Annotated in this window: 17 protein-coding genes; 10 read left to right on the top strand and 7 right to left on the bottom strand. The window is 66.8% G+C overall.

Annotated features, from left to right (window positions below):
• Nucleotides 1-60: 60 nt before the first annotated feature.
• Both P1K32_RS05600 and P1K32_RS05595 read left to right on the top strand, forming a co-directional pair.
• Nucleotides 61-1,194 carry a hypothetical protein gene (locus P1K32_RS05600; protein WP_276251714.1) on the top strand — a complete coding sequence of 378 codons (1,134 nt, stop codon included), beginning with the start codon at nucleotides 61-63 and terminating at the stop codon, nucleotides 1,192-1,194.
• 139 nt (nucleotides 1,195-1,333) lie between these two features.
• Nucleotides 1,334-1,627: a DUF6432 family protein gene (locus P1K32_RS05595; protein ID WP_276251713.1), complete on the top strand. Its 294-nt coding sequence runs from the start codon at nucleotides 1,334-1,336 to the stop codon at nucleotides 1,625-1,627.
• Here P1K32_RS05595 and P1K32_RS05590 read toward each other — a convergent pair.
• Complete coding sequence (locus P1K32_RS05590; RefSeq protein ID WP_276251712.1) at nucleotides 1,624-2,796, bottom strand: MBL fold metallo-hydrolase; 1,173 nt, start codon at nucleotides 2,794-2,796, stop codon at nucleotides 1,624-1,626. The two genes, P1K32_RS05595 and P1K32_RS05590, sit on opposite strands and share 4 nt — an antisense overlap.
• Nucleotides 2,797-2,866: 70 nt before the next feature.
• Here P1K32_RS05590 and P1K32_RS05585 point away from each other — a divergent pair, with 70 nt between their 5' ends.
• Entirely contained in the window at nucleotides 2,867-3,475 is a 609-nt protein-coding gene (locus tag P1K32_RS05585) for a transcription antitermination protein (RefSeq protein WP_276251711.1), read from the top strand.
• Nucleotides 3,476-3,478: 3 nt separating this feature from the next.
• Here the strand turns inward: P1K32_RS05585 and P1K32_RS05580 are convergent, their stop codons facing one another.
• Both P1K32_RS05580 and P1K32_RS05575 read right to left on the bottom strand, forming a co-directional pair.
• Nucleotides 3,479-5,083 (bottom strand): hypothetical protein, encoded by a 1,605-nt coding sequence (locus P1K32_RS05580; RefSeq protein ID WP_276251710.1) that lies wholly within the window; start codon nucleotides 5,081-5,083, stop codon nucleotides 3,479-3,481.
• Nucleotides 5,080-5,859 carry an ABC transporter ATP-binding protein gene (locus P1K32_RS05575; RefSeq protein WP_379690890.1) on the bottom strand — a complete coding sequence of 260 codons (780 nt, stop codon included), beginning with the start codon at nucleotides 5,857-5,859 and terminating at the stop codon, nucleotides 5,080-5,082. Before P1K32_RS05575 ends, P1K32_RS05580 begins: the two co-directional genes overlap by 4 nt.
• 41 nt (nucleotides 5,860-5,900) lie before the next feature.
• Here P1K32_RS05575 and P1K32_RS05570 point away from each other — a divergent pair, with 41 nt between their 5' ends.
• Nucleotides 5,901-6,245, top strand: coding sequence for a winged helix-turn-helix transcriptional regulator (locus P1K32_RS05570; RefSeq protein WP_276251708.1), 345 nt, complete (start codon nucleotides 5,901-5,903; stop codon nucleotides 6,243-6,245).
• A 17-nt stretch (nucleotides 6,246-6,262) separates the two neighbouring features.
• Here P1K32_RS05570 and P1K32_RS05565 read toward each other — a convergent pair whose 3' ends face one another.
• Nucleotides 6,263-7,579, bottom strand: coding sequence for an RNB domain-containing ribonuclease (locus P1K32_RS05565; RefSeq protein WP_276251707.1), 1,317 nt, complete (start codon nucleotides 7,577-7,579; stop codon nucleotides 6,263-6,265).
• Between the two features lie 205 nt (nucleotides 7,580-7,784).
• On the opposite strand from P1K32_RS05565, the gene P1K32_RS05560 reads away from it, so the two are divergent.
• Entirely contained in the window at nucleotides 7,785-8,303 is a 519-nt protein-coding gene (locus tag P1K32_RS05560) for a hypothetical protein (protein ID WP_276251706.1), read from the top strand.
• A gap of 212 nt (nucleotides 8,304-8,515) precedes the next feature.
• Here the strand turns inward: P1K32_RS05560 and P1K32_RS05555 are convergent, their stop codons facing one another.
• Nucleotides 8,516-8,788: a DUF7562 family protein gene (locus tag P1K32_RS05555; RefSeq protein ID WP_276251705.1), complete on the bottom strand. Its 273-nt coding sequence runs from the start codon at nucleotides 8,786-8,788 to the stop codon at nucleotides 8,516-8,518.
• A 128-nt stretch (nucleotides 8,789-8,916) separates the two neighbouring features.
• On the opposite strand from P1K32_RS05555, the gene P1K32_RS05550 reads away from it, so the two are divergent.
• From P1K32_RS05550 to P1K32_RS05535, 4 genes are all read left to right on the top strand, one after another.
• Nucleotides 8,917-10,494, top strand: coding sequence for a bacterio-opsin activator domain-containing protein (locus tag P1K32_RS05550; RefSeq protein WP_276251704.1), 1,578 nt, complete (start codon nucleotides 8,917-8,919; stop codon nucleotides 10,492-10,494).
• A gap of 239 nt (nucleotides 10,495-10,733) precedes the next feature.
• Complete coding sequence (locus P1K32_RS05545; protein ID WP_276251703.1) at nucleotides 10,734-11,705, top strand: phytoene/squalene synthase family protein; 972 nt, start codon at nucleotides 10,734-10,736, stop codon at nucleotides 11,703-11,705.
• A 14-nt stretch (nucleotides 11,706-11,719) separates the two neighbouring features.
• Nucleotides 11,720-12,496 (top strand): lycopene cyclase domain-containing protein, encoded by a 777-nt coding sequence (locus tag P1K32_RS05540; RefSeq protein ID WP_276251702.1) that lies wholly within the window; start codon nucleotides 11,720-11,722, stop codon nucleotides 12,494-12,496.
• A 3-nt stretch (nucleotides 12,497-12,499) separates the two neighbouring features.
• The gene (locus P1K32_RS05535; protein WP_276251701.1) at nucleotides 12,500-13,525 is read left to right on the top strand and encodes a Brp/Blh family beta-carotene 15,15'-dioxygenase; all 1,026 of its coding nucleotides are present in this window, start codon (nucleotides 12,500-12,502) and stop codon (nucleotides 13,523-13,525) included.
• Between the two features lie 96 nt (nucleotides 13,526-13,621).
• On the opposite strand, the gene P1K32_RS05530 is transcribed toward P1K32_RS05535, so the two are convergent.
• Both P1K32_RS05530 and P1K32_RS05525 read right to left on the bottom strand, forming a co-directional pair.
• Nucleotides 13,622-13,753 carry a hypothetical protein gene (locus P1K32_RS05530; protein WP_276251700.1) on the bottom strand — a complete coding sequence of 44 codons (132 nt, stop codon included), beginning with the start codon at nucleotides 13,751-13,753 and terminating at the stop codon, nucleotides 13,622-13,624.
• A gap of 282 nt (nucleotides 13,754-14,035) precedes the next feature.
• Nucleotides 14,036-14,626 carry a 50S ribosomal protein L15e gene (locus tag P1K32_RS05525; protein WP_276251699.1) on the bottom strand — a complete coding sequence of 197 codons (591 nt, stop codon included), beginning with the start codon at nucleotides 14,624-14,626 and terminating at the stop codon, nucleotides 14,036-14,038.
• Nucleotides 14,627-14,866: 240 nt separating this feature from the next.
• On the opposite strand from P1K32_RS05525, the gene P1K32_RS05520 reads away from it, so the two are divergent.
• Nucleotides 14,867-15,820 carry a C-terminal binding protein gene (locus tag P1K32_RS05520; RefSeq protein WP_276251698.1) on the top strand — a complete coding sequence of 318 codons (954 nt, stop codon included), beginning with the start codon at nucleotides 14,867-14,869 and terminating at the stop codon, nucleotides 15,818-15,820.
• Nucleotides 15,821-15,822 lie beyond the last annotated feature (2 nt).

Below are 15,822 nucleotides of genomic sequence, written 5' to 3'. Positions count from 1 at the left end.
CAATTTTCTCGACATTTATATAATAAGGCAAAAATAGGCAGTAATAAAACAAAGCAAGCAATGAAAATACCCACTGATATTACGACTCGACAGGCGCTACTCAGCGTTCTCCTGGCAACTCTCATCGTCACGTCAGGGTGTACCGGACTCCTTTCGGGCGAGGGCAACACTAAGGAGACAGAAACCGAGACAGGTACAAGCACACCGGAACCTGTTCAGGCAGACGCGGAGGAGAAGCGGACTAACGGTACTGACCTCCGTAATATGTCTGTCCCCGAGAACGGTAGTGTCAGCACCGCTGGGGAGCTCGACCACGGCGACCCCAGCGACGGGAATAAATACTACGAGCCGGTGCAGGTCGCTGCCGTACAGGGGCAAACAGTGAACGTCACGGTGGAAGCCGAAAGCGGGAATCCGGCTATTCGAGTCGTCAATCCTGATGGCAACACCACTGAAGTTGTTAGCAACGAAACGGGAAACAAGACTGGATTGTTCCGTGCATATATCACTCAGACCGGGGGATACACGTTTGAGGTTACTTCCGTTGACCAAAATGCGACGTTCAACTACACGATAAATATCGAGCGAGTTAAAATAGAGGATGAGGAGGGTCTGCTCGAAGGTGATGCCCGCACGTGGAACGAGACGGAGCAGTACCTCTTTGCTGCCCAGAGTTATGGCATAGTAGTGAATCAGTACACCGATAAAGGGGATGTTCCTTATAATGTGACCAAAGGAAACATAGCCGCGAACGCGGCAGAGAACTACGCTATCATCACCTATGAAATACCAGCTGACTACAATTTCACCCAGCGAAATGAATTGGATGTGGCGTTTCAGCTGTCTTACGAGGCTTTACTCAACCAGTCTCAGCAGGGGGACAATTCAGTTACAGATGAGTCGTGGTTGCCCGAGATCATCTTCTTCAGAGGAGTCGATAACGAGACTGGTGAGCTCGTGAGGACCACGTTCTTCACGAAAGAGTGGGCAGCACAGGCACTCGCCGACGAAATTAGTGGTACTGAATCCAGCGGTAATTACTACTCCACGGAAAAGTGGGGGCCGGCGAGTTCGCTCTACGATGTGAGCGGATACGAGACGGTAACAGCCGACGAGTTCCCGCAGACGTACTGGAACTACACGGACAGATTGCCGGGCAACACGACGCTGGCGGAGCGATACGGGCTGTCGTAGTCGTTTTTTCACATCGGTTGTGTTCTTCGACAACCGACACACTCACACCGTTCTACACCCAGCCGTGACGCTGCACTGGTGAGCGAACGCCGGCCAAATGAGGGACAAAGCCAAGAGCCAGCCGGATTTAGAGGGGGGTATGAGAGCGAAGCCGGAGTACCGCAATCGGGACGAGACGGAGGTTGTGGTACTCGACGCGCTCGCGGACCGCCACCAGGAGGGGATGACGGTGTTCGAGATTCGCTCGCGAGCCGACGTGACCATCGACCAGATCGAGGACGCGTTGGCTGCGCTGAAAGACGACGACCTCATCGTCGTCGAGAAGGACGAGGAGCGGACGCTCATCCTGCCCGACGAGGACGTGGTGGGGCCGGAGACGAACGACGAGGACGTGTCGCTACTCGACAAACTCCGCAGCAAGTTGCCGTTCTAGAGCGGCGCCGCCGCGCAGTTGTTTGGGCCTAGCTCCAGTTCGAACGCGGTGTCGTCGTCGGCCGCGTCGGTGCCAAGATTGATGGCGACGATGCGCTCGAAGTTGGCGGGCCGTGGGGGGATGTCGCCACAGAGGCGCTCGACGAAGCTCTCGCGGTCGAGCGCGAGCGCTGGGAGCCGGTCCCGTAGCTCGCCGAGCCGAGCGGTGTAGGTATCGTCCTCGGCGGGGTCGGTCGTCTCGCTGCGGTGGCCCGGCGCGACGACCGTCTCGTCTGGTAGTTTCGCCAGCCGCTCGGTCAGGGTCTCGTAGAGCGTGCGTGCGAGGTCGGGGGCGCCGTCATCCCCGGCTTCGAGGTCCGGGCGGGCGACGCTCTCCAGGAAGATACTGTCGCCGGAAAGCAGCGTGTCGCCGACGCGGAAGCCGGTCATCCCGGTGGTGTGGCCCGGCAACGGAATCGCCTCGAGGGTGGCCGAGCCGACCGCGAGCGAGCCGTCGCCGGGGAGCACAGTCACGTCGAACGTGATCCCGCGGTCGACGGCGGGGGCGGGGACGACTGGTTCGGCGCCGTGGCCGCTGGCGAGCTGGCGGATGCCGCTGAGGTGGTCGGCGTGGACGTGGGTGTCGACAGCGTAGCGCAGCGTCGCGTCGCGGGCGGCGGCGTCGGCGACGTAGCGGTCGCTAAAGGCTCGCAGGGGGTCGACGACGGCGGCCTCGCCGTCGCTGACGACCAGGTAGGAGAGACAGCCCGACGCGGGGCGCTCGTACTGCAGGACGGTCGCCGCGTCGGTGGGCAGTTCGTGGGCGTCGTAGAGCCGTGCCCACCCCTCCATGCCGTCGGCGAGGTTCCGGGCGTCGACGCCGTGGTCGACCAGCAGACCGGCGACGAAGGCGCTGGCCTCGCCGCGGGCACAGACGGCGGTGATAGGGCCTTCGCCCGCGACGTCGTCGAGCAGCCCGTCGACGTCGCCGGTCACTTTCGCCTGCAGGAACTTCGCGAAGGGAAGCTGGGTCGCCGTGACGGTCGGGCCGTCGATGTGCCAGCTCTCGAACTCGTCGCGGTCGCGGACGTCGAGCAGTCGGACGGAGTCGCCCGCGTCGAGCCGTTCTTTCAGCGTCGCCGCCGAGAGCGAGGGGTGCTCGGCCGGCGGGTCTGGTGGGTTCTCGGCCATACCGGGGTAAGGTGACGGGCGCCGATAAATCGGGCGGAGGATGTATGTCCGGAGCGGTCCTGTGTGGGGTATGGACGCCGCCGACACTATCGCGGCTGTCGAAGAGGCGACGACGACCGAGCGAAGCCGCATCGGCTCGGACAAGGCGCTCATCGCGGCGACTGGTGCGGACCTCTCGGCCGAGGCTATCTGGACGGCCGCGGCGACTCGGGAGGCCGGTGTCGCCGACGCGCTCGAGAGCTGGGCGGGCGACACTGCGGGCGGTGACGCTATCGCCGACGCCTTCGACCGGGCCGGGCGGGCGGCGAGCGAGCGGGCAGAGCGAATCGACCCGGCGCCGGGCGAGCCCGACGCGCTCTCGTCGCACCTCGATACCCTCGAAGGCACTCCTAAGCGGGTCGGAGCGGGGCTCGTCGCGGTTCCGCTCGTGCTCGACCGGTTCTACCTGCAGGTGGTGAGCTTCTTCGTCAACGAGGCCGACGAGAGCAGCGCCGACGTGGTCCGGGAGCTCCGAAGCGACGCGAGCGACCTCGACCTGGCCCGCGAGGCCCTCGAGGCGCTCGATGCGTCAGGACGTGAGCAGGCGCGAGACGCGGCCGTCGAGGCGGTCGGGGTCGCCTACGAGGAGTACGCGTCGGCGCTCGAGTCAATGGGGCTGGACCCGAAGCCGGTCTGTTGACCGTCAGTCGAGTCGGTAGGTCCCGACGCGGGTGGCCGCGTACAGAAACCCGCTCGTCCCAGCGACGGCCGCGAGCAGGACGGTCGCCGCGACCCCGCTCGCGAGCGGGCGCGGCGCGCTGACCGGTGCGGTGCCGAGCAGCGACAGTGTGGCGACGGTCCCGGGGGCTGCGACGACGCCGAGGACGGCGAGATAGCTCCCGAAAGCCAGCGCACTCGGGATAACGACCGTTCTGTCCCCGACAGTCGTTCGGCCGAACTTGGGGAACACGACGCCCGCCGCGGCGGCGATAGCTGGGGCCGCGGCTGCCGCCGACAGCGCTGTCACGAGCGCCGCGGCGAGCGTGACCGGTGCCAGCCCGCCGGCGAGACCGACACCGGCGACGAGCAGCGCCGTCGCAGCCACTCCCGGGAGCGCGCCGGCGAGGACCAGGCCGGTGACGAACGCCCGGCCCGAGAGCGTCGCGGTCAGCGTCAGCGGGAGGACCCGTTCTTCGCTGCCGAGCGGATTGAGCGTGAACGCCGCGCCGGTCCCCGTCGCGCCCGCCAGCCCGACGAGCAGCGGGAGATTCGGCGGGACGGTCCCCTCGAGGATGACGCTCTCGAGCCTGAACGCTATCAGAAAGAACGGCGCGAAGGCGAACTGGACAGTAAAGGGCGCTCGCTTCGCACGGAGCCACGACTTCTGTGCGACCACGCGGGTCGCGGTCGAGACCCGGTCCCCGAGCAGGCGGTCCGACAGCGTCCGTCCGGTGGCGTCGAAGACGTGGTCGGGCCGGACGGGGTCGCCGTACCAGACCCGCTCGGCCAGCCAGCCACAGGCGACCCCGGCGACTGCCAGCACGCCGAGCAGCCCGGCAGCTGCGACACCCGCGGCGACTGGGTCACCACTCAGGGACGGGACCGAAAGGAGCAGGATATCGCCGGTCCAGGCCAGCGGCGACCGGGCCGCTTCCCGCAGGAGTACCAGCCGGGCGCTGTTTTCATCTGTGGCCACGACCCAGCCTGTGAGGACGAGCAGCGACACCACCGCGCCGAGTGCGGTCCGGTGGCGTGCCACGAACGCCGAGCGGGCGACGAGCAGCTTCACCGCGAGCCCGGCCGCGTAGCTCCCGACCGTCGCGACCGTCGCCACGACGACTGTCGTCACGGCCACCGCGACACCGAGCAGGGCGAGCCCGCTCCCGAGGGTCACGCCGACGACGAGCGCGCTCAGCGGGAGCGCAAGCAGCGCGAGGACGCGACCGACCTCGGCACCGACCAGTCCGACCAGCACGTCCTCGTAGGGAACAGTCGTCAACAGCCCGTCGGCCGCGTCGGGGTCGCCGTTTGTCTTGACCGTCCGCTGGACCACGACGAACGCGACCGTTCCGCCGAGACCGCCAAGTACCACCGTTGTCACGAACCGGACCGCCTCGGGACTGGTCCGTTCCAGTTCGGTCCCACCGGCGAACGCCGCGATACCGATGGCGAGACTGTACAGCGCGAGGAGCGCCAGCCCGCCGGCCAGCAGGAGAAGGCCACGGGTGCTGTCGGTGACCGCGCGCCACGTGCGGCGAAGTTCCAGCCGTGCGATGCGGGCACTTCGCCCGGGGTCCGGGCGGGTCATCGCTCCGCGTGGTCGTCGCTGGTGACGTCGAGGAACACGTCTTCCAGCGTGGTCCCGGTTTCGGCCCGGGCGGTCAGTTCCGCCGGCGCTCCCTCGGCCACGAGCTCGCCGTCGTAGAGCACGCCGACGGTGTCGGCAAGCTCCTCGACGACCGGGAGGATGTGCGTCGAGAGGAACACGGTCGTCTCCGCGGCGGCGACCTCGTCGATGGTGTTTCGCACGGTGCGGGCCGCTCTGGGATCGAGCCCGCTCGTCGGCTCGTCCAGAAAGAGCACGTCGGGGTCGTGGAGGAGCGCCTGCACCAGGCCGAGCTTCTGTTTCATCCCCTTCGAGTAGGTCCCGACCCGGCGGTCGGCGTCCGCGGCGAGGTCGAACCGGGAAAGCAGCGCCTCCACTCGGTCCCAGTCCTCGTGGCCGCGCAGCCCGGCGATGTACTCCAGTTGCTCGCGGCCGGTGAGTTCGTCGTACAGCGGCGGCTCCTCGGGGAGAAAGCCGATGTGTTCGACCACGGTCGGCCGGTCGCTGACGGGGTGGCCGGCGACGTGCGCACTGCCCGCGGTCGGTTCGGTCAGCGTCGTCAGGATGCGGATGGTGGAGGTCTTCCCGGCCCCGTTGGGACCGAGAAAGCCGAAGACGCTCCCCGACTCGACAGTGAGGTCGAGGTCGTCGACGGCGACAGCGTCACCGTACCGTTTCCGCAGGCCGTCTGTTCGAATCGCAAGCGTCGGCGAGCTCACGTCCCGACTGGCGGTCGAAGCGTCAAATCGTTTGCCCATCGGCCCGTAGCTATATTATCCACCGGTGGGAACGCGAGAACATGACTGGGCATGGGGGCCCGACAGGTACCCACGCAGGGAGCGAGCCCCTCCGCCGAGCGACCGCCATACTGGGCAAAAAATGGCACCCGGTATTGCTGTACACGCTTCTCACCGACGGACCGCTGGGTTTTAACGACATGAAGGGCCGAATCGACGGCATCTCAGATAAGGTGCTGTCGGAGGCACTGGACGACTTACAGGAGGCCGGGCTGGTCGTCCGCGACGTGGTCGAGGACAAACCCGTCCGGGTGAACTACTCGCTGACTCCCGCTGGACAGGACCTCGAGCCCACTATCGAGGAGCTGCTCGAGTGGAGCCACGAGCACCTCGTCGAGAGTCGCTAGCCGGCGAATAGAACCATCTACTCCTCGTCGTCGACGACTTCTAGCCCGCGGTTGTTCACCGCCGACGCGTCCAGCCCGACCTCCTCGAGGAACTGCTTGTACTCGCGTTCGCACTGCTCGGCGTCCTTCTGGCGGTCGCTGGCGCGGTCACACAGGGCAACGAGGTCCTCGGGCACGTCGTTGCTGTAGACGATCCAGTGGTTGATGAGATCCGAGAGCCGTCGAATCGGCGAGGTGAAGTGACCGTATATCTCGAAGTTCAGCGCGTGGTGGCCCCCGAAGGGGTCGTTCATGTACTTCGCGCGGGGCATCACTTTCATCACGGCCCACTGAATCTTATCGAGCTGGCGCCCCGGCGCTTCCTCGAGCGTGGCGTTGACAGCCTTCCGCGGGTCGTCCCACGCCGACCCCGGGATGGAGACGCCGTCGAGTTCCTGTATCTCGACTAAGGCCTCGTCCCACTCGTCGGGGCTGGGCTGTGGGTGGACCCGGTACATCGCCTCGACGCCGCGATTCCACATCAGCTCGTGGGTGACGGCCTTGTTCGCCTTCAGCATACACTCCTCGATGATGGTGTGGGCGCGGTCACGGGCCGGGTTCAGGACGAGCGACCCCTCCTCCTTGCGCTGTTCGTGCATCCGGTCGGCCAGCTCCCAGACCAGTTCCGTCTTCTCAGCGAGGTCCACGCTGGTATCTTCCAGCAGGTCGTCGGCGCTGTCAGGGTCGTCGAGAATGTTCTCGGCTTCGGTGTAGGTGAGGCGGGCGTCGCTCTCGATGACGGACTTGTAGATGTCAATCTCCTCGTAGCCGAGGTTCTCCTTGTCTAGGTGCATCTCGACGGTGTGGGCGAGCCGCTCCTCGTTGGGCACGAGCGAGCAGACGGTCTCGGCGAGCACCGGCGGGAGCATGTGGATGGTGTAGTCCGGTAGATAGACCGTGTTGCCCCGTTCGACGGCCTCCTCCCACATCGCTGTCTCGGGGTTGACGTAGTGGGTCACGTCGGCGATATGGACCCAGAGGACGTACTCCTCCTCTCGCTCTTCGACGGAGATGGCGTCGTCGAAGTCCTGGGCGTCGATGGGGTCGGTGGTCCACGTCGTCATCTCTCGGAGGTCATCGCGCTCGTCGATTTCGGACTGGATTTCGGCGTAGACGTCCTCGGTTCGGGCCTCGGCCTCTTCGAGGACCTCGGGCGGGAACTCGTCGCGGATGCCGAACTTCTCGAACAGCTCCTCGCGCTTGTTCGCGAGGTGGCGGGCCATCTCCTCGTCGATTTCGACGGGGCCTTGCCCCTCGGCGGTGCCGGCCGCCGACTGGGCGTCTTCGGTATTCATGCCCCCGGCTACGCCCACGGTGTAGTTAGGGCTGTCGGGGCGCCCGACAGCCGCCGGTCGGTGTGTCCGAGAGCGCCGGCCCGAGCGAGCGCCGCCGACCACCCCCAGATAGAAATGGTCTCGCCACATCTGTCAGATTAGAATAATGTCTACCGGTCACCAGACAGCGTCCGAGCGTCGACAGGCCGAGGAACGGACTCTCCGCGTGCCATCACGGGCACGACTCCTCCGCTCGCTCGCGCGAGGCTGTGTCGGGGGCCTCGTCGCGACGGTCGTGATGACCGTCTACCGCATTCCCGTCTTCAAGGCGCTCCCGCCGACGGCGGAGTTCTGGGCGCGGTTCGTCGGCGGTGGCGACGTGGAAGAGTACTTCGTGCCGGGGCTGCTCTTGCATCTCCTCTATGGCGTCATCGGCGGTGCGGTCTACGGGATACTGGCGAGTTTCGTCGACGTGGACGACCCCGTCGCGCGGGAACGCCTGAGCGTGCTGAGCGGGGTCGCCTACGGGCTCGGTCTCTCCGCGTTCGGTTCCCGGGTCGTCTTCGTGCGACTGCTCGGGCGCGAACTTCAGTCCGAGGACGCGCTCGTGTTTCACGTCGGCCACGCCGTCTACGGGGTCACTCTCGGGACGTTCGTCGCTACCAGCGAGGCCGCCGGCGACGTCTACCGCGAGAGCAGACGGACGCGGCCGGACACGGCAAAGCAGCGGCGGGAGTCGGAGTGACGCGGTCTGCGGCCCTGACGGTATTTTATATCGCGCTATGGAATTTACGCCGCTGCTACTGGCTGACACAGCATTCGCCGCTTACAGCCTGTAGAATCCGCCAAAACGCCACCCTAGCTGTAGCTGCGAGTTCGAACGGTCCATCCTCGACATCTACTTGCTTTCCTGCGCCGTGGCTGGCGGTTTACAGCTGTCGCGAGACCTGATTTGCGCTACGTCCGGTCGTCCGCCAGCTCGTGGTACTGCCGCAGGAAGGTCTCGCGGTCGGTTTCACCCGCCTCGGCCGCCGCGAGCGTCGCCTCCAGCCCGTCGCGTGGCTGGCGGCAGGTCTCGGTGAAACACGTCTTACAGAGATACTCGAAGGACTTGTCCTGTCGGTCCCAGCGGTCGCCGTGCTTGTCGTACTCGCGGGCGTCCGTCCGGGCGCACTCCTCCCCACAGGCGATGCAGGTCACCGTCTCCCCGTCGCGCCGGGACCCGAACATACGGGAGAGTAGCGGCTGGCAGGATAAATTGTTTTCCGAGCGGGCAAGCGGTTCGTGGTGGTCAGCCATACGTTTATCAAACTGCCACGAGTAGTCTATACATCGGCTGTGAGGCCGCTGGCCCGACCATGCAACCACCCCAGACGCTCGTCCACTCGACGCTCGATACGCTTCCCATCAACATCGCTGTCCTCGACGACGAGGGGACGATTCTTTTTACGAACCGCGCCTGGCAGGAGTTCGCCAGCGCCGACGAGGGGGAGATGCAGGGGATGAACTACTTCGGGACCACCGATGTCGACGCTGACGAGTACGCCGGACAGGCCGTCGAGGGTATCGAGGCGGTCATCGCCGGCGAGCAGGAGCTCTTTACGCTCGAATACCCCTGTCACTCCCCGGACGAGAAGCAGTGGTTCCTGATGCGGGTCGCGCCGCTTCCCCCCGAAGACGACGGCAGCGCCGTCGTCGCGCACATCGATATCACACAACGGAAACTGGCCGAGTTGGCCGCCGAACGGCGCAGCGAACAGCTCAAAGCGGAACGCTCGAACCTCCAGCATCTCGTCGACCGCGTCGAGGGGCTCATCACCGCCGTCATGGACGACGTGATGAGCGCGGACTCGCGGGCCGCGATCCAGCAGACGGTCGTCGACCGGCTCGCGACCGTCGACTCCTATCGCTTTGCCTGGGTCGGGAAGTTCGACCTGCGGGACGAGACGCTGCGACCGGCGGCGCTTTCGGCCGACCGCGAGACGGACTTGGCTATCTCGCTGTCCGCCGAGGACCCCGCCGCGCTGGCGGCCCGGACCGAGGAGATACAGTTCACGGACGACATCGGGCCGGCCCACGCCGAGCTGGCCGACGCCGATATCGCGAGCCTCGCGGCGGTGCCGCTGGTCGCCGGCGAGTCCCTGTACGGCGTGCTGACGGTGTACGCCGACAGTGCGGACGTCTTCGACCCCCGCGAGCGGGCCGTCCTCGGGGCGGTGGGCCAGGCCGTCGCCACCGCCATCGACGCCACCGAGACGAGCCGGCTGCTCACGGCGGACAACGTCACCGAACTCGAACTCCAGATTCGGGACGACGACATCTTCTTCGTCGCACTGGCCCGCGAACTGGGCTGTCGGCTGGAGTACGGCGGCAGCGTCGCCGGCGGCGAGGAGACGGTGATGTTCTTCCTGGTCGAGAGCGACGACCCGTCGACGGTGTGTGCCGTGGCCGGCGACCACCCGCAGGTCAGCGCCGTCACCCACGTTTCGACCGCCGAGTCGACGGCGCTGTTCGAGTTCACCGTTGCCGACCCACCGGTCGTCTCGGTGCTGGCCGACCGCGGCGCCGAGACGCGCGACATCGTCGTCACGCCCGAACACGCCCGATTTACCGTCACGCTCCCGTCGACGACCGAAACCAGAAGCATCGTCGAACAGGTCAGGGACCACTACCCCGGGACCGACCTGCTCTCTGTCCGGGAGCGCGACGAGCCGCCGGTCTCCCGGCAGGCGTTCCTGGGCGACCTCGAGGACCGGCTGACGAACCGACAGCTCACGGCGCTGCGGAAGGGGTATCTCGGGGGGTTTTTCGACTGGCCGCGGGACGTCTCCGGCGAGGAACTGGCCGAGTCGATGGGTATCTGCCCCTCTACGTTCCACCAGCATCTCCGGGCCGGCGAGCGGAAACTGCTCGAAGCCATCTTCGAGACGTGGTGACGCCGTCGTCGGGAACCCGCGAGCCGGCTACCGCAACGCCATCCGACCAGTTTGGCAGGTGATTTAAACCTCTCCTGCCCTAATATTGGACATACGATGCGCCAACTGGGTCCCACGAGCGAACCGCGGTCACCCTCTCCGCCGCCGGCCCACGTTCGCTCGTCTCCGCACTCCGTCCACACCTCGGAGCGGCGTGACAGTCACGGCGCGCCGAACAACAAGCCCACCACGTCGAGATAATGCAATCTGACAATATCAAAACGAGCAAGTCGATTCAGCAGCAGACCGGTCGGACGTTCCACCTCGCGACCCGCCTTCTCCCTGAGCGGATTCGCCACCCGACGTACGTGATGTACGCCTTCTTCCGGGTCGCCGACGAGGTCGTCGACCAGCCCGACGGCCCCCCGCCGACCGTCCAGCACGAGCGGCTAGAGGAGATTCGCGAGGCCGCGCTGGGCAACCGAGACCCCGCCGAGATGCCCGACGGCGAGGTGCTCGCGGCGTTCCAGGACCTTCGTGAGGCCCACGACATCCCCGACGAGGAGGTGAACGTCTTCGTCGACGCGATGGAGATGGACATCGCACAGGCCCGCTACGAGACCTTCGAGGACCTCCGCGAGTATATGCGTGGTTCCGCCGTCGCCGTCGGCAACATGATGACGATGGTGATGGACCCCCCACAGGCCGACACTGCCCTCCCCCACGCCCAGGCGCTGGCCGAGGCGTTCCAGCTCTCGAATTTCCTCCGTGACGTCCGCGAGGACATCCACGAGTACGGTCGGGTGTACCTCCCACAGGAGACCCTGGAGCGCCACGGCGTCACCGAAGAGCAACTCGCCAGGGCCGAGGTCGACGAGGGCTTTCGCGCGGTGATGCAGGAGGAACTCGCCCGGACGGAGGACCTGTATCGGGAGGGCGTGGCCGGTATCCGCTATCTCCCCGAGGACTGCCAGTTCGGCGTCTTACTGTCGGCGGTGCTGTACGCCGAACACCACCGGCTCATCCGCTCTCGGGGGTACGACGTGCTCACCGAGACGCCGGAGCTGACCCGGCGCCGCCGCCTCTGGCTGCTCGCCCGGACGTGGTGGCACTGGCGGCGCAACGGCGACCCGGAGGCGACCTTCTACGCCGTCAGCGCTGTCTCCGAGCGCCGCCCCGGTGCGACCGCGACAGAGCGGACCAGCCACGGCCAGCCGACCTGGAGAGGGTAACGGAGTCACCGGCGATGACTGCCGGAGTCGGCTACCTCGTCTTCCACGCCGTCGCTATCGTGCCGGTCATCGCCGCCCTGGCGTCTGTCACCCGCTACCGGCTCGCCAGCCGGCGCGACGTGCTCACGGGGACGCTGGTGCTTGCCGGGCTTGCGCTTGTATACACGACGCCCTGGGACGGCTACCTCATCGGCCGCGGCGTCTGGTGGTACGGCGACGGCGCGGTCTTCGTGCGCTTTGGCGCCGTCCCGCTGGGCGAGTATCTGTTCTTCGTCCTCCAGCCGCTGCTGGTGGGGCTGTGGGCCGCCCGGTTTCGGGTCGAGACGGAGCGGCCGCTGTCGATACCCCTGCCCGAGCGGGCCCTCGGGCTGGCCGGCGCCGGCGCGGTCGCCGCCGCGGGACTCGTGTTGCTCGGCGCGGACAGCGGCCTGTATCTAGGCTCCTTGCTGGTCTGGAGCGCTCCGATCCTGGCCATCCAGTGGGCCTTCGGTGGCCCGTTCCTGCTTGCGCAGTGGCGTCCCGTCCTGGCCGGGACGCTCGTCCCGACGCTGTATCTCTGGGTCGTCGACCGAATCGCCATCGGTGTCGGACTCTGGACCATCTCGCCGCGGTACACTACCGGGGTCGACGTCCCCCTGCTGGGACTCCCGATAGAGGAGGCCGTGTTCTTCCTGCTGACCTCGCTGTTCGTCGTCCAGGGACTGGTGCTGTACGTCTGGCTGGTCGACCAGTTGCGGGCGGTCGAGGACCGTGACCGGCAGTCGCTTGCGGCGCTGTTCGGGGGGCGATGACGCGTGGCGACGACCGCTCGCGCCGCCCGCGAGACGCTTCGGCCGCTGGTGTTCGTTCCGGGGTGGGCCGCGCTCGCCGTCGCCGTCGTGCCCTTCGTGGTCGGCCTCGAGCTCTCGCCCGTCCTCCAGTACGTGCCGCTGGTCGCCAGCGCGCTCCTGTTGGGACTCCCCCACGGCGCTGTCGACCACCTCGCGGTCGCCCGGACCCGCGGCCGGCGTCCCGACCTGTGGGCTATCGGGCGGGTCGTCGCCCTCTATGCCGTCGTCGGCGGGGCCTATGCCGTCGCCTGGTTCCTCGCGCCCGCCGCCGCCTTCGCCCTCTTTATCGTCGTCACGTGGTTCCACTGGGGGCAGGGCGACCTCTACGCGCTCGTGGCGCTGGCCGACGCCGACCACCTCCGCTCGCGCGCCCAGCGCGCCGGGACTGTCGTCGTCCGCGGCGGCCTGCCGATGCTCGTCCCACTACTTGCCTTTCCGGAGTGGTACCGCCGGGTCGCGGTGACGCTGGTGGGCCGGTTCGCCCCCGACGCCGTGGCGGCGCTTTCGCCCGCCTTTCGCCCCGACGTTCGCCTGGGGCTGGCTATCGCCTACGGCGCCGTCGTCGTCGCGACGCTTTCCGTCGGTTACGTCCGGGCGAGCGACAGCGCGCCCTGGCGGCTCGACGCCGCCGAGACGCTCGGGCTCGTCGCGTTTTTCGCCTTCGTTCCGCCTGTGCTTGCCATCGGCGTCTACTTCTGTCTGTGGCACTCGCTGCGACACATCGCCCGACTCCTGCTTGTCGACGACGCGGCGACGGCCGAACTCGGCGACGGCGACTCGACCGCCGCGTTCGCCCGGTTCGCTCGCGACGCGGCTCCCCTGACGCTCGTCTCACTCGCCTTGCTGGGCGGTCTCGCACTCCTGGTCCCGAACCCGCCCGAGACCGTCCCCGAGTGGGTGGGGCTCTACCTGGTCTTTATCGCCGTCGTCACGCTCCCCCACGTGGTCGTGGTGACGATAATGGATGGGGAGCAACGCATCTGGGCGTAGTCCGAACGGACCGCACAGGAGCAGGGCGTCTGGGTGTAACTGGCAAACTATACCGAGACAACGGAGAGACACGGTCGGCCGTCTCGTGTGTACGACTCAGATAACCAGCGTCTGCGTCTCCATGTAGCGATTACAGATGTCGCAGAAGGCGTTTCCGTCCGCTTCGAGAATCGGCTTCGTCTCACACTCCGGGCAGGTCCGGTTGGCTGCGCGGTTTTCTTTCGTCATAAATCGACTTCAGAAGCTGCGTATATTAAAATTGCTATTAGTTTGTCATATTTGTCCATGTGGCTCACGGGAGTGCTATGTAGCTGCGAGGAAACCGCGAAAATCGGGCGTGTGCTCCACGGTTCGCTGACTCACGGTGTTGCACACCGTTCGTCTCATGCGGTCGCGAGCGACCGTACACCGCTCACCGTTCCGCTCCGAGGCGTCTCGCTCCGTCGTCGAGCGGCACGGCCGCTCGACTGCCTGAGGGACCGTCGGTCCCTCTTCGTTCGACGCCTCGCTCTACTTCCCTTTGCCGCTGTTCGAGCGAATCGAGGGTCGGGTCTTCTCCGTGCCCTTGCCCTTGCCGCTCAGACCGCGGTTGCGGCGGCCGGCGCCGGTCAGGCCGCGGAAGACGCGGTCGGCCTGGTCCGGTTCACAGATCCAGTTGAGGTCGTCGTCGTTCTGGATGGCGGGGTGTTCCGGGTCCACGAGGATGACCTCGTGCCACTTCTGTCGGCCGTCCTGGCCGACGGAGTAGCTGTTCAGCACCCGGAGGTTCGGATAGACCCGCGCGGCGCGCTCCTCGGCGACGCGCTGGAGGTTCTTCCGGCGGGTGATGCGGGTGACACCCTGTCGCTTCGAGCGTCGACCGGCTTTGTGTCGCTGCTTGCGCGCGCTGCCCTTGCGGACGGAGACGCGGGCGACGACGATACCCTGCTTTGCCTTGTACCCCTGCGAGCGGGCCTTGTCGAGGCGGGTCGGGCGCTCGATACGAACGACCGACCCCTCGTCGCGCCACTCCTGCTGGCGCTGCCACTGCAGTTCGGCCAGTTTCCCCTCCTTGGGGGTCTGCCATGCGTCTCGGATGTACGAGTATGCACTTCGTGCCATTGTGTTTCACCACGGGCGTTGCGTGGTTCAAGTCGCCTCTGTAGCGTCAGCGACTCACATCCCGACCTGCACACGCAGGTGCCCGCTGGTGCCCGTCGTCCAGCGAGTTGTCGACAGTTCCACAGTCGCGGCCTTAAACGGTTCGAAGCCGCTCGACCGTGCGACAGTACCGCAAACGCCGTTCCCGACCGCTGGGAACTCACTGGAGCCCTTATCTTCGCAGACTTGTTCGGTTCGCATATGGACCGTGTGGTTGCAAGCGATGACCCGATGATAGACGCCGCCCTGCTCCGTGACCGCCTCGACGCCGAGGTCGTCGTCGCTGACGGCGAGGAGATGCTGGGTTCTGCCGCCGACGCCGCCGGGCTTGTCGTCGACGTGAACACCCCGGTGGGGCGCGACGCCTTCGAGGCGCTTGACGACCTGCAGGTGGTCGCCAGGGCCGGTGTCGGCATTGACAACATCGACGTGGCCGCGGCTGCCGACCACGGTGTCGCCGTCACGAACGCGCCCGACTACTGCACCCGCGAGGTCGCGACCCACACCGTGACGCTGTTGCTGGACTGCGTGCGCGGGGTCGCCGCCTACGACCGTGACACTCGCGCCGGAAACTGGGGCTGGGAGCGGGGCCGTCGCGTCCACCGCCTGCGAGGTGGGACCCTCGGTCTGGTCTCCTTCGGGCCGATCGCCCGCCGGGTCCGCGAGCAGCTGCGCGGGTTCGACGTCGACGTGGTTGCCTACGACCCCTACGTCGACGCCGAGGCGATGGCCGACGCCGACGTCGAGAAGGTCTGGCTCGAGGAACTGTACGCGCGTGCCGACTACGTCTCCCTGCACGCGCCGGTGACCGACGAGACCCGCGAGATGGTCGACGCCGACGCGCTGGCACGGATGGGCGAGGAGACTGTTCTCGTCAACACCGGCCGCGGGGCGCTCGTCGACGAGGCGGCGCTGGCCGAGGCCCTGCGTGAGGGCACCATCGCCGCTGCGGGTCTCGACGTGCTCCAGCGCGAACCGCCGGCCCCGGACAACCCGCTTCTCGAACTCGACAACTGCGTCGTCACGCCCCACGCAGCGTGGTACTCCGAGGAGGCCCGCGAGGACCTGAACGCCACCGTCGCGGCGAACGTCCGGGCCGGCCTCGCGGGGGAGACGCCGCCGAACTACATCGACCCCGAGACGGACTGGCTGTAGTT

The sequence above is a fragment of the Haloarcula rara genome (genome assembly GCF_029338235.1).
In the GTDB taxonomy this organism is placed as follows: Archaea; Halobacteriota; Halobacteria; order Halobacteriales; family Haloarculaceae; genus Haloarcula; species Haloarcula rara.
The sequence above is the reverse complement of the archived record's forward strand: the minus strand, read 5'-3'. Positions and strand labels throughout refer to the sequence as shown.